This window comes from Arcanobacterium sp. (ex Cirak et al. 2026) (assembly GCF_053585065.1).
This window is the reverse complement of record NZ_JBQJCE010000002.1, coordinates 161,584-174,511: the sequence shown is the minus strand read 5'-3', so window position 1 is coordinate 174,511 and position 12,928 is coordinate 161,584. Positions and strand designations below refer to the sequence as shown.

Below are 12,928 nucleotides of genomic sequence, written 5' to 3'. Positions count from 1 at the left end.
GTCCACTGCCGTGGAAAACTCCCTAGCTGATTTTTTATCACTTCATAAGCTGTGTATGGAGGTAAACATATGGGTGCACAAGAATGGCTAGACCGCCGCGTACGCGAAATGGTGCGCGAACAACGGGTAGATCCGATGCGTCATCCGCAGCGCCTTGACGCTTTGATTGACACCGCAGTGGGAGAATACGAGACACTCACTATCGCGGGCAGTGTCGATCCAATCACTGACGATGAGAAAATGCGACGCCTCTTGCGTGACGACATCGGCGGTTTTGGGGCAATTCAGCCACTCATTGATGACCACGAGGTGGAAGAGATCTGGATTAACTCGCCGTCAAAAATCTTTTATTCCAAGGGCGGCGTGCCGACACTGTCGTCGATTGTTTTACGCCCGGGACAAGTCCGCCAACTTGTCGAACGTATGCTTGTCGCGTCTGGAAGACGGCTAGATCTGTCATCGCCTTTTGTCGATGCAGCACTGCATTCTGGTGAACGTCTGCACGTGGCGATCCCGGATATTACTCGTGAGCACTGGAGCGTGAATATTCGTAAATACGTGGTACAAGCACGCAGCCTCGACATGCTAGTCGAACGTGGAATGCTCACTGGCGAAGCAGCAAAATTTCTTTCATCGGCAATGGATTCTGGCCTCAACGTCGTGGTTTCAGGTGCAACCCAGGCTGGAAAGACTACGATGCTCCGAGCGCTCCTTGGAGAAATCCCATCGAATGAACGCATTGTCAGTGCAGAAGAAGTATTCGAACTTAACCTCGATCATCGCGATGTTGTCGCGATGCAAACCCGCCCCGCCAATATCGAAGGACGTGGAGAAGTCACTCTTCGGCGATTGGTCAAAGAGGCACTGAGAATGAGACCAGAGAGAATCGTGATTGGAGAAGTTCGCCAAGCTGAAGCGTTCGACATGCTCATCGCGCTCAACTCAGGAATCCCCGGAGCCTGCACAGTCCATGCAAATTCCGCACGCGAAGCCGTGAATAAATTGTGTGTGCTCCCACTACTTGCAGGAGAAAACGTCAGTTCAGATTTTGTTGTTCCCACCGTGGCATCCAGCATCGACATCGTTGTCCACGTTAAAAGAGAGCGGTCAGGGGAACGTAAAGTGGCCGAAATTGTTGGTCTGACGGGCCGGATCGAAGGTTCAACTGTGGAGATTTCGGAACTTTTTGTCGATCGTGGACGCGGGCTTGTGCGTGGGCTCGGGCAAGTGCCGAAGCTTGAGCTCTTCGAACATGCTGGACATGCGTTGGGAGGTGAACAATGGGATTCGCCGTTGGGAGTCTAATTGCGCTCGGCATTCATATCCTCATGCTTGCGATCATGCAACCACGGCCGTGGCGCTATGGCCAGAAGCTGGCACGACGCGTGCGAGGGCAACTTCCCACTATCGCCCTGAGCACAGTGACTTTTTGTTTGAGCTTTGTCATCATGAGGTCTGCGGTTTTTGCGATGGTTGTGAGTGCCGTAGCGGCCTTTGTTCCTCGAATTCTCGTGGCACGGGCTCGTCGGCGTCGAATTGAAGCGATGCGTGCAGCGTGGCCGGAGGCACTCGACGAAGTTGTGTCTGCGATTCGTTCTGGACTATCGGTTGGTGAAGCTCTTGGAGGCCTAGGTAGTCGAGGGCCAGAGGTCTTGCGTGAGCCTTTCTCGCACTTTTCCTACGCTGTGCGAGCCACTGGCCGTCTCGATGTTTGCCTTGACGATGTCAAGGCAAAGCTTGCTGATCCATTGGCAGATAGAGTGATCGAATCGATGAGGATTGCTGCGACGTTGGGTGGTGCAGATCTTGGTAAGTCATTGTCAACATTGGCGTCGTTAGTGCGCGAGGAGAACCGAGCTCGTGGAGAGCTTCTCGCCCGGCAATCATGGACAGTGAATGGAGCTCGGTTGGCAGCGGCTGCGCCCTGGTTACTTCTTCTTTTGCTTTCAACACGGGAAGGAACCGTGCAAGCTTATTCGACTCCGACAGGTATCGGCGTGCTGATCGCAGGTTTTGTTGCCACGGTAGTGGCATACGGATTAATGGTGCGTTTAGGACGACTTCCCCAAGAAGAACGAGTCCTTGTTCGTGAGCAGGTGACTTCATGATGTGGGGAGCAGGCGCAGGTCTCACTATCGGGCTTGGCGTGGCATTTATTGGGGATGTTCTTGTGTTTCGTCCCTCTCTCTTTACTGCGCGAGTGCTACCACATGTTGCCACGCGCTCGCGGATACAACCTCGTCGGCGTCGTGATGCGCGTGGATACGCGATTGTGTGGAGGATACTTGAAACATTGGGGTCAACCCGCGCCTCAGTTGAACGGCGGCTCAATGTCTTTGGAGAGCTCACTGTTGGAGACTTCCGTCTCCAACAACTCCAGTGGGCAACTTGTGGAGCCGTGATTGGTGTGATTGTTGCCTTTGCTCTTGTCGTTCGTGGTGTATCTGTCATGATATGCCTGGTTGCGGTTGTTGTTAGTGCCCTAGGAGCGATGCTTGCAGCAGACTCACAGCTGACACGAAAAGTAGAAAAGCGGAGCGAGGCATACACACGTGAGCTACCCGATGCGGTTGAACTCATGGCTCTCGCCGTGGGATCGGGCGAATCAATTAGAGCTGCGATTGAACGCGTTGCTCGAATTCATGCAGGGGCTCTTGGAGATGAATTGATGAAGATGCTTGACGATGTTCATGCTGGACGGCCGTTATCAGCTGCGTTGGAAGACATGGGCAATCGTTCGGGGAACTCCAGTGTCGGGCGTTTCGTTGATGCAACGGTTAATGCAATGGAGCAGGGAAGTGGTTTGGCACATGCGCTCAATGCGCAGGCGCGAGATTCCCGCGATGTCGCTCGCCGCGCACTTCTCGAAAAAGGAGGGAAAGCTGAGATCGCCATGATGATTCCGGTGGTGTTCTTCATCCTGCCGATCACTGTTGTTTTCACTATTTTCCCAGCACTGGGTGCGCTGTCATTGATGTAACAAGTCCATGAGAAAGGAATAAGAATAATGCCTACATTTTTAGGGCGTCTTGCTACGGATAAGAATTACGGTCAACATCTGATTCGCCTAGATACAAAACGGCTCGGCAAAGTTGAGCAAGGGGATGTCCCTGGCTGGGTGATGATCACGCTAATGACGGCAGCCTTGGTCGTTCTCATCTGGACGACGGCGGGCCCTGCGTTGACCGATCTATTCAATAATGCGATTCAACGTGTTACGCAAATGTAGCGCGCCTGCTTGCCATGAACCAGGCAATGCCACAGTGGGATTTGTGGCAACCATTGTGATGCTTTTGGCTGTGACATACTTTCTGCTTTCAACAGTGACCGCATGGTACATCCATGGCATCGCACGAGATTGTGCATTCGAGGGAGCCCGGCTTGCGTCTCTTGATGGGAACTCGCTGGATATTGGCCGGCAGCGTGCACGAGAACTTCTTGTTGCCACACTTGGCCCCCACCTGAAAACTATTGTGACAGGCGAAGAAAACGGAGAAGTGATGACACTGCGCATTGGCGTTGACTATCTTCTGCCGTCAGTTTTAGGAACGAAAGCTGAGGTGAGTGCGAGTGTCCGCAGAGAATAAAAAGGCATCTACTCTTGTTTCGCCAGCTACTGAACAAGGCAACGCCATCGTGGAATTTATCGGAGTGCTCGGTGGAATTTTGTTGCCTTTGCTGATCTTCATCATCGGGATTGCAACTGTGACAACCAATCAATTTGCTGCTGCCGCTGCTGCACGTGAATCAGCGAGAGCATTCGTGCGTGCCCCGACGTCGCAGATGGGGTTTGTGGAGGGAGAGCGATCAGGCAATCGGGTTGTCGCTGATCGTGGATTGCCGCCAGCTCGCATCACTTTCGAGTGCTCTGCCCATCCGTGTCTGAGCCCGGGTGCTGTGGTCACGGCACAGGTGAATTTGCATGTGGCGTTGCCTTTCATCGGTGTCAACGTTCCGATCACGTCATCGAGCTCAATGGATGTTGATCGGTATCGAGGAGTGCGCTGATGAAATACTGTGGTCAGAATCGCACAGAGCCGGGAAACATGATTGTGATGGGGATAGGTGCGTGGCTACTGACGATCATGCTGGTTTTTATCGTTGCTAGCGCGCTTTCTTTACATCAAAGTCGTCGAGAGCTCTATACGCTTGCCGACGAAGTGGCGCTCTCGCTAACATCCTCGATTTCAGACCGATCCTATTATTCTCCTCACCCTGCACCTGCGGCCCTTAGCTACGATGTCGGAGAATTAACTAACCGTGCAAACGCAATTCTCCAAGCTCGGCACAGCCACGCCACTCTTGTCGGTGTGCGGGTGAGAGGAGAGAAAGTCGGAGTCGAACTTCGACAAACGGTTCGTTTGCCCCTTGTGCCAAGTTTTGTGAAAGCTGCCGATGAGGTGCGTGTGGATGTGATCTCATGGGCACGGCTCCGCACGATGACCTCCGTGTAGCGTAGGATGATGTTGTGGCCACAGATTTTCAAATAGAAATTGCATCCTTACGCCGTATTCTTGACCAGATCGAAGCGGTGACGAATATTCCTGCCCTCAAGGATCAGATCACAACTCTCACTGAAGAGTCGGCGAAGCCTGACTTATGGGATGATCCAGAAAAGGCACAAGATGTCACCTCGAGGCTCTCTCATGCTCAATCGGAACTTGAGCGCATCAATAAGATGGCGACGCGTATCGATGATCTTGCAACCCTCGTCGAAATGGCAGAGGAAGAAAGCACGACAGATCCGGAGATGGGGGCTGAGCTTTTAAACGAAGCGGACGGCGAATTGTCCAAGCTTAGTGAAGATCTTTCCGCGATGGAAGTGAAGACTCTTCTCTCTGGTGAATACGATGAGCGCAATGCTGTTGTCACAATTCGCTCGGGTGCTGGTGGTGTCGATGCAGCTGACTTTGCTCAGATGCTTCAGCGTATGTATCTTCGCTGGGCAGAGCGTCATGGCTACAAGACGAAGGTGATGGATACCTCCTACGCAGAAGAGGCAGGAATCAAATCCACAACCTTTGAAGTCCAGGCTCCTTACGCATTCGGCACCTTGTCAGTGGAGGCAGGCACTCATCGCCTTGTTCGTATTTCTCCGTTCGATAATCAAGGTCGACGTCAGACCTCCTTCGCCGCAGTCGAAGTGATTCCACTGATCGAGACAACTGATCATATTGAGATTCCTGAAACCGATTTGAAGATTGATGTCTTCCGTTCGTCAGGCCCGGGTGGTCAGTCTGTGAATACCACGGATTCTGCTGTCCGTATGACCCACATTCCAACAGGCATCGTTGTTTCGATGCAGGACGAAAAATCACAGATTCAAAATCGAGCTTCTGCGCTTCGAGTTCTCCAGTCGAAGCTTCTTCAACTGCGTCATGAAGAAGAACAGGCAAAGAAGAAAGAATTGGCGGGGGATGTTAAAGCATCATGGGGTGATCAGATGCGTTCCTACGTCCTCCACCCATATCAAATGGTGAAGGATCTTCGCACCAACTTTGAAGTTGGTAATACGGACTCTGTCTTTGACGGCGATATTGATGGCTTTATTGACGCCGGAATTCGCTGGAGGCAATCAAACAAAGCCGCTGATGAGTAATCTCGGCGTCTGACTATTGAAAACGTGCGCGCCGAACTTCACGCAATGTGAGGTTCGGCGCGTCTTCTCGCATCGTGGCATCTGCCCTCATAAGGTGGAACGGTTAGTGAACTCAAGTATTGGCACGGTTTATGATCACGTTTGAAAATGTCACGAAGGTGTACCAGAAAGGTGCAGCACCCGCGCTCAATGAGGTGAGCCTGAATATTGATCGCGGAGATTTCGTCTTCCTTGTTGGAGCTTCTGGTTCGGGAAAGTCGACGATGCTCTCACTCGTCGTTGCCGAGGAGCGGGCAACCTCGGGCACCGTTCACGTGCTGGGGAAAGATTTGGCGGGTATCTCGGCTCGAAAGGTGCCCCACCTGCGTCGGCAGATCGGAACGGTTTTTCAGGATTTTCGACTGTTGCCCGATATGAATGTGTTCGATAACGTCGCCCTTGCAATGAAGGTCACAGGTAAGCCTCGCCATGCGATCGCCAAGCAGGTTCCGCAAGTGCTCGAACTCGTGGGTCTTGATGGCAAAGAAAAGCGTCGTATGTACGAATTGTCAGGTGGTGAGCGGCAGCGCGTCGCGATCGCGCGCGCGATGGTGAATCGGCCAGATCTTCTCCTTGCCGACGAACCGACAGGAAACCTTGACCGTCACACTTCGCTCGGTATTATGCGTCTCCTCGATCGCATCAATCGCCAAGGGACGACGGTTGTGATGGCAACTCACGATCAGGAAATTGTCAATCAGATGCGCAAACGCGTCATCGAATTGGTCGATGGCAAGGTTGTGCGTGATCAAGAGCGCGGCGTTTATGGGGGTACCCTCTGATGGCTATTCGTTTTTTACTCTCACAAGCGTTTAAAGGCCTGCGCCATAATCTTTCGATGGCTGCATCAGTGGCGCTCGTGACTTTTGTGTCGCTTCTTTTCCTCGGCTCTGCTGTGCTTCTCCAAGGCCAGATTTCAAATATGAAAAATGACTGGTACGACAAAGTTGAAGTTTCGGCGTTCATGTGTCCGACGCAGTCAGTTTCAGCTCAGTGCGCTGGGGGAGAGGCGACGAAGGAACAGATCGACTCTGTAGCGAATCTTTTGAAATCGCCTCAACTGGCTTCTTATGTTGAGAAAGTGTATTTCGAGACCAAAGAAGACGCGCTTAAATCTTTCCAGAAACAGATGGAAGGAACGAATTGGGTTCAGTCGTTGACAGCTGATGAGATGCAGGCGTCTTACCGCGTCAAACTTGTCAACCCCGAACAATACAAAATCGTTGCGGAAGCTCTCACTGGACAGCCTGGTGTGGAATCCGTAGTCGATCAGCGCGAACAGCTCGAACCCCTGTTCAAGATGCTCAACCGCCTCACCTATGTGGCAGGGATCCTTGCAGGCGTCATGATCGTCACCGGTTTGCTTTTGATCCCTTCCACGATCCGTCTCTCTGCCATGTTCCGCCGGAACGAAACCCAGATTATGCGTTTCGTCGGTGCCTCGAATATGTTCATCCAGGCTCCCTTTATTTTGGAAAGCGCGATTGCTGCACTTTTTGGCTCACTCCTCGCAGTCGGTGCTCTCTACGTGGCGGTTGATGTTTTTATCGCACGATGGTTCTCGTCTCAGATCATCGATGTCGTTTCCGGAGCGGACGTCCTCTTCATGGCACCATTCTTAGTAGTTGGCGCCATCGCCGTATCCGTAGTAGCCTCCTTCATCGCGCTTCGTCGTTATACCCGAGTCTGAGTCAGGTACGGCAGTCACATGTGATCGCGAAATACGGCCACAATTGCCCGGTACAAAGCCATATGTGAGCGAAAAAGATGAACACTATAGTCAAAGGAGAAACATGCGCAAGACGTCTGCGTGTCTATCGGCAATCGCGCTTACCGTAGCCTCAGTGTACGCTCTTCCAGCATTTGCCGATGACCGCTCTGACCTGGTTGACAAGCAAAAAGAGCAGAACCAAAAGATCGAAAATCTCTCCTCTTCGCTTGAAGGGGTCGATATGTCACTTCAGAAGGCGTATCTGCAACTCCAGGAAACTCAGGGCAAGCTGCCGGGTGTTCAAGAAGCCTTAGCGAAAGCTGAAGATCAGCTTGCTGCTGCTAACCGCGAGGCTCAGGCGAACAACGCGCTCCTAAGTGCAGCGCGTGATGAACTGAGTCAGATCAACGCGGCGATCAGCGATGCAAAAGAGAAGGCTGAACAGTCGCGCGATAATCTCGGTGAGCTTGCTCGTGCCACCTACCGCGGGCAGCTCCAGCCGTCGGCGCTGTCGCTGATTGTCGGGGCGACGTCGTCGAAGGATTTTCTGGATGCGTATCTCGTTTCCTCTGCAATCTCGCGCACACAAGCGTCGTCGCTGACAGCATTTCAGCAGGCGGCGGCGCAGAGTGAGAACCAAAAGTCTCGCCAGAACGCTGTCGAAGCAGAAGTCAGTGAACTCAAAGCGAAAGCTGATGCGATCGTGGTCAAGCGTGAAGAATCGCGTGCACAGGCGCAGGCTAAACAAGACGAGCTCGAAAAGCTCGAAAACGATCTCAAGGATCAAGCGAAACAACTCGAGTCACGTAAAGCGGATTTCAAGAAGAATATCCAGATAGTGACTGCCGCGCGTGACGCTACGTCAGCAGAAATCGCCAAAATTGATGCTGAAAATCGGCGAAAAGCTGCCCAAGCTGCGCGTCGTGCGAGTGAAGCACAGAGACGTCATCAGTCTGGTGGTCAGGGTTCAGGAGGTTCGACGACGTCGCGCAATACGGGATCGGGATACTGGTTACATCCGCCGGTTCCAGCTCCGTTATATGTCACCAGTCCGTGGGGAATGCGTATTTATCCCTTCGACGGCAGCCGGTGGATGCATAACGGTGTCGATCTTCGCAGTTCCTGCGGGGAGCCGCAGCGTGCGCCGGCCGACGGAACCGTTGCACGCGTCGTTCCTGCTGCGGGGAACTCGACACACGGAAATCAGATCTTCATCAACCATGGGATTGTCAACGGATCTTCGTGGGTGACGGTGACGAACCATCTCTCGGGATTCAATGTTCGCGTGGGACAGTCGGTGAGCCAGGGACAAGTCATTGGTTGGACCGGGCAAACGGGAATGGTGACCGGATGTCACGTTCACTTTGAAGTATGGAAGAACGGTAGCGTTATTAATCCGATGAGCCTGCCGTCCTTCACTCAGCGTTTCGGGTGATTTCTCGCGGTGTGGGCTTGCCGGTACCATTTTCTCTCAGTACTACTGGAATTATTGGAACCGCAAGCGCCGGGTGCGCCTCAACGTCGTCGCCGGTTACACTGGAACCGAGGTATCTGAAAGAAAGTAGGTCGATTGTGGCAAAAGCAAAGATGAGTGCTGCGCAAAAGGCGAAGGCGGCCGCTGATGCGAAAGCCATGATCGCGCGCAATAAGAAGGCGCTTCACGATTACTTTATTGATGATCGTTTCGAGGCTGGATTGGTGCTGTCGGGCACGGAAGTGAAGGCGTTGCGTATGGGACGTGCTTCGCTCACCGAGGCGTGGATCGAGGTGGATCGGCGTGGAGAAGCCTGGATTATTGGCATGAATATTCCGGTGTATGCAATGGGCTCGTGGACGAATCACCGTCCGACAGCGAAGCGCAAGCTATTGCTCCACAAGGATGAACTTGATGAACTTGCGGTGCGCAGCCGCGAAAAGGGGTACACCATCGTTCCGCTGGAACTGTATTTCCTGCGTGGGCGGGCGAAGGTAGAAATCGGAATTGCGCGTGGTAAGCAAGAGTTTGACAAGCGCGAAACTCTCAAGCGGAAGCAAGATAAGCGTGAGACGGATCGCGCGTTGGCTGAGGTTCGACGTCGTCAGCGCTAGTTGCACTGCCGACGTCGAAGGCTCTGTTGCACACGAAATCTGGCTTTTTGCAGTGACAGAGGAGCTATGTCGCTAACGGCGAAATCAGGCGTCAGGAGAAATGGGACCGACGGCCTAAGCGTTATGCTGGATATGACGCGCCCGGTACCGGGTACACATTCGAACAAGGAGTTCTTATGACATACAAGATTTCTGTTCTCGTGGGCTCACTGCGCACGGGTTCTTACGCTCGCAAGATTGCTACCGAAGCACTGGGAATGTTCCCGGAAGGTTTTGAGGCGCAGATCGTGGAGATTGGTGATCTTCCGCTGTACAACTTTGACTACGATAATCCGGAGCAGACTGACGCGCCGACTCCACAGTCGTACACGGATTTCCGTGAGACCATCAAGGCGTCTGACGGCGTGCTCTTCGTGACCTCGGAGAACAACCGCACTATTCCGGCCGTGCTGAAGAATTCGGTGGATATCGGCTCCAAGCCAAACTCGGATGTGGCATGGAAGAACCGTCCGGCTGGCATTATTTCCCACTCAGTTGGTGCAATGGGCGGCTATTCTGCGCAGAAGAACCTGCGTCTGGCTCTGTCCTACTTCGATATGCCGACGCCGGGTCAGCCTGAAGTGTTCTTGGGTAAATCGCCGGAGCTTTTCGGTGAGGATGGCAAGCTCGTGGAGCGCACTGAGAAGTTCGTGCGTGACTACGTTGAGCGCTTCGCTGCTCTCGTTGAGAAGACCAACGTGAACGGCAAGTGATTCGTTCACAGCACATGATTCGTTCACAGCACATGATTGCTGTGTGACAGCATTCGTTAGTGAGGGGCGCGTGATGAACGCGTCCCTCACGTGTTTTATGGTGCAGCGGACGGAGGCAGGCGAGCGAGTGTCCGCTTAACTCTGGACTTTTGTGACTGGCACGGGTAGTATCGGTGGACACGTTGTTTCACAACTGAATACGGGGCTGATCGGTTTCGACGGCGATGACTGCCGAAGGGAAGCGGGTAGAGGATGCTTGGTCATCTCTTAAACGATTCCAAGCGAAAAATAACTGCCAACAAGCAGAACAACGACTTCGCCCTCGCTGCCTGAGCGCGAGCGCATTTAAATGAAGTCCGTCAGACCATCTGTGCTTTCCGGATGGATTCCTGGCGTCGTTTGAGAAAGCCACTGCTGGTCTGCTAGGAAACTGAGCGGATCGGGACTTTTAAAGTTTCTAGGTTGGTGAGTGACTTGTTCACGTGAGCACTCCAGCCGAAAACAACGTTTTGTGAACTGCACCCGGAGAAGACTTGGGTTTTGCATCGTCGGACGGGAGTTCAATTCTCCCCAGCTCCACCATTAGTACTCAACTTTGGATACAACGACGCAGGCTGAGTGAAGCATTGAGCTTGCTCAAATGCTTGTGAAGCCAAGGAAGTTGTGCGTAACGCGAAAGCGTTGCTAGCACAAAAGTGTGGGTGCGGCGCGAACCCCGCGGGTTCCGAGTTTTACTTGGTAGAACAAGGAATTCGAGGGGTTTGTTGTATTTCTGGTGTGGTGTGGAGAGGGCGTGGAAGCGGGTGCTTGGGCGCGAAGATTCGAACGAGTTGAGAATCCTTCCAAATATTCGTCTGGTCTGACCGGTCGTCTATCCAGAGGGGTTTCTGCGTTCTGGCAGGGTACAGGTGACCGTTGGGGCGGCTCGGTTGTTGGTGGTTTGGGTGCTTGGCGGCTGTCTTGACGCTCCAGGTACCGAGGGGTGTCAATAAGTTCAGGTCACCGTCACAAAGTATGGGGTGGTTGTCACAAGGTTTCCGTAGTGAACCCAAGTCGTCAGTAGCCCGTTCTAGGGGGCGTCTTTTAGGGAGCCTTGCAGTGGCACCCGCCTTGCGCATACCTATACTGTTGTATGAGGGGTTCGAGGAAGTGCGCCACGGTTCTTCGACAACGACCGCACCGCTGGATGACGTTTGCGATTGATCTTCGACAACCACCGTCCCTCATGTCGAACTCTCTCACGAGTTCAACATGGGACCCTTCTTTTTGGCTTCAACAACCTCATCCTAAGTAATGTGTTCCCCGCGGTCATGGAACCAACTGGCGACGGTGAGAGTACGATCTCCGATGTAAATCTTGTCTACGAAATAATCCAGGAGCATCACGTGTGTATCCGCATCGTCTAGCTTCGCATCAGCGTGCTTCTTGAAGAAAGCACCTATGGATGTCTCATCCTTGTACAGAGTCGCCTTGATGTTCTCAACCTGAATTGCGGCAGTAAGTTGATCCTGGCACTCTTCCAAGTCCTGCATGGCTACAGTCATAGTCGCGCTGAAAATACCCTGCGCAATCGCCTTTACGAAGTTCGCCAGCTGTCGCTCCACATCCTTGCGTTATGATGTGGTGTAGTTGCATTGTCACTATAATCGACGGAGCTCGACATACCTTGAGTCCTAGAGCGCTTTTTCGCCCGAGCAGTTCTTTGTTGTTACAATAGCGTGGTCTCTAAGAGGTAACGCGACCCAGATTCCCATGTCGCAAACCCGCCAAACTGATGTGGCAAGACGAAAGGAACAGATATGACAAGAAAAGTCTTGTGGAAAACACTCACTGGAGCGGTAGTAGCTATCGCGCTAAGCATTAGCACAACAGGTATAGCATCTGCTACAGACACAACCAATGAGGTCGAGACTTATTCCAGTGAAGAGATAAGCCAAGCCCAACAATCGCTCGGCATTACCGACGACGGTATCAAGGAGAGCGTTTCCGAAGAAGTAGATGACGTTTTCGTTTCTAATGCTCTTAACGATCCAAGTGTCGAGAAAATAACCGTAGTTGACGTCGAGCAGGTAGATGGAGGAGCTACGGTTGTTCTCCACGACGACGGACTTATTAACGTAGAAGTATCGGCAGTTCTTGACGGCGATGAGCTTTCTGATTCGCTGGATGTAGTAAGCTTGACTGTTCTCAATGAGGATAGTGGTGATTATGTCGCAGAGCTACGCTCTCGCGCCACTGGCGAGCTGCTGACAATCAATACGACGCTTGCTGAGGCACAAGCATTTCCTGTGCTGGTTGTGCTTGGAGCAGTCGCACGAGTTGGATTGAAGGTAGCGATTAAGCAGTACACCAAGACACAGATTAAGAAGGCTGCAAAGAGTTACTTGCTCAACACTCTAAACTCAAACGGCTGGAAGCATATTATGCAGGCTAAGCACAATTGGAATCTTGTAGGTGCGAAATCTCGCGAGCAGATTGCTGAGATTGTTGGAAATGCTATGGCGAATGGCACGCACAAGGCGTATAAGTACCATGTTGAAGTGACGTACTGGTACAAAGGCAAGAAAGTAATTGTTCGCTATGCCAAGAGCGGGGGCAAGGTATCTGATGCTTGGGTGGTTAAATGAGTAGCGATTATGAGTACTTTACTGATCTAGTAGAGTCAGTAAATTCATTATCTGCTGGTGAATTGAGGAATGAGATTCTTTCTCGTCCTGTTGGATTCTGGGAACCTAATAT

The 12,928-nt window shown here is 52.4% G+C and carries 15 protein-coding genes and 1 other RNA gene; 15 read left to right on the top strand and 1 reads right to left on the bottom strand.

The window, feature by feature from the left end; all coding sequences use genetic code 11:
* The first annotated feature begins 69 nt into the window (after positions 1-69).
* From ACTOVJ_RS02010 to ssrA, 14 genes are all read left to right on the top strand, one after another.
* Positions 70-1,305, top strand: a complete 1,236-nt coding sequence (locus tag ACTOVJ_RS02010; RefSeq protein ID WP_449501149.1) for a TadA family conjugal transfer-associated ATPase — start codon at positions 70-72, stop codon at positions 1,303-1,305.
* Positions 1,281-2,108 (top strand): type II secretion system F family protein, encoded by an 828-nt coding sequence (locus tag ACTOVJ_RS02005; RefSeq protein WP_449503900.1) that lies wholly within the window; start codon positions 1,281-1,283, stop codon positions 2,106-2,108. The genes ACTOVJ_RS02010 and ACTOVJ_RS02005 overlap by 25 nt, the downstream gene beginning before the upstream one ends.
* On the top strand, positions 2,105-2,980 hold the full coding sequence (locus tag ACTOVJ_RS02000; RefSeq protein WP_449503901.1) for a type II secretion system F family protein: 876 nt from the start codon (positions 2,105-2,107) through the stop codon (positions 2,978-2,980). The genes ACTOVJ_RS02005 and ACTOVJ_RS02000 overlap by 4 nt, the downstream gene beginning before the upstream one ends.
* 27 nt (positions 2,981-3,007) lie before the next feature.
* Positions 3,008-3,229: a hypothetical protein gene (locus ACTOVJ_RS01995; protein WP_449501146.1), complete on the top strand. Its 222-nt coding sequence runs from the start codon at positions 3,008-3,010 to the stop codon at positions 3,227-3,229.
* Positions 3,230-3,272: 43 nt separating this feature from the next.
* Positions 3,273-3,587 carry a hypothetical protein gene (locus tag ACTOVJ_RS01990; protein WP_449503902.1) on the top strand — a complete coding sequence of 105 codons (315 nt, stop codon included), beginning with the start codon at positions 3,273-3,275 and terminating at the stop codon, positions 3,585-3,587.
* Complete coding sequence (locus tag ACTOVJ_RS01985; RefSeq protein ID WP_449503903.1) at positions 3,571-4,008, top strand: hypothetical protein; 438 nt, start codon at positions 3,571-3,573, stop codon at positions 4,006-4,008. Before ACTOVJ_RS01990 ends, ACTOVJ_RS01985 begins: the two co-directional genes overlap by 17 nt.
* Positions 4,008-4,454, top strand: coding sequence for a hypothetical protein (locus tag ACTOVJ_RS01980; protein ID WP_449503904.1), 447 nt, complete (start codon positions 4,008-4,010; stop codon positions 4,452-4,454). The genes ACTOVJ_RS01985 and ACTOVJ_RS01980 overlap by 1 nt, the downstream gene beginning before the upstream one ends.
* Positions 4,455-4,468: 14 nt before the next feature.
* Complete coding sequence (gene prfB / locus ACTOVJ_RS01975; RefSeq protein WP_449501142.1) at positions 4,469-5,599, top strand: peptide chain release factor 2; 1,131 nt, start codon at positions 4,469-4,471, stop codon at positions 5,597-5,599.
* A gap of 131 nt (positions 5,600-5,730) precedes the next feature.
* Positions 5,731-6,420, top strand: a complete 690-nt coding sequence (gene ftsE / locus ACTOVJ_RS01970) for a cell division ATP-binding protein FtsE (protein WP_449502641.1) — start codon at positions 5,731-5,733, stop codon at positions 6,418-6,420.
* A complete protein-coding gene (ftsX, locus tag ACTOVJ_RS01965; protein WP_449503905.1) occupies positions 6,420-7,328 on the top strand; it encodes a permease-like cell division protein FtsX in 909 nt (302 codons plus the stop codon). The genes ftsE and ftsX overlap by 1 nt, the downstream gene beginning before the upstream one ends.
* A 103-nt stretch (positions 7,329-7,431) precedes the next feature.
* Positions 7,432-8,784: a peptidoglycan DD-metalloendopeptidase family protein gene (locus ACTOVJ_RS01960; RefSeq protein ID WP_449501139.1), complete on the top strand. Its 1,353-nt coding sequence runs from the start codon at positions 7,432-7,434 to the stop codon at positions 8,782-8,784.
* A gap of 152 nt (positions 8,785-8,936) precedes the next feature.
* Positions 8,937-9,437 carry an SsrA-binding protein SmpB gene (gene smpB, locus ACTOVJ_RS01955; RefSeq protein ID WP_278013590.1) on the top strand — a complete coding sequence of 167 codons (501 nt, stop codon included), beginning with the start codon at positions 8,937-8,939 and terminating at the stop codon, positions 9,435-9,437.
* 176 nt (positions 9,438-9,613) lie between these two features.
* Positions 9,614-10,189: an NADPH-dependent FMN reductase gene (locus tag ACTOVJ_RS01950; RefSeq protein ID WP_449502642.1), complete on the top strand. Its 576-nt coding sequence runs from the start codon at positions 9,614-9,616 to the stop codon at positions 10,187-10,189.
* Positions 10,190-10,390: 201 nt separating this feature from the next.
* Positions 10,391-10,771: a transfer-messenger RNA gene (gene ssrA, locus ACTOVJ_RS01945) on the top strand.
* Between the two features lie 704 nt (positions 10,772-11,475).
* Here ssrA and ACTOVJ_RS01940 read toward each other — a convergent pair.
* A complete protein-coding gene (locus ACTOVJ_RS01940) occupies positions 11,476-11,721 on the bottom strand; it encodes a hypothetical protein (protein WP_449501137.1) in 246 nt (81 codons plus the stop codon).
* Between the two features lie 267 nt (positions 11,722-11,988).
* Between ACTOVJ_RS01940 and ACTOVJ_RS01935 the strand changes: the two genes are divergently transcribed.
* Entirely contained in the window at positions 11,989-12,816 is an 828-nt protein-coding gene (locus ACTOVJ_RS01935; RefSeq protein ID WP_449501136.1) for an SAR2788 family putative toxin, read from the top strand.
* Positions 12,817-12,928 lie beyond the last annotated feature (112 nt).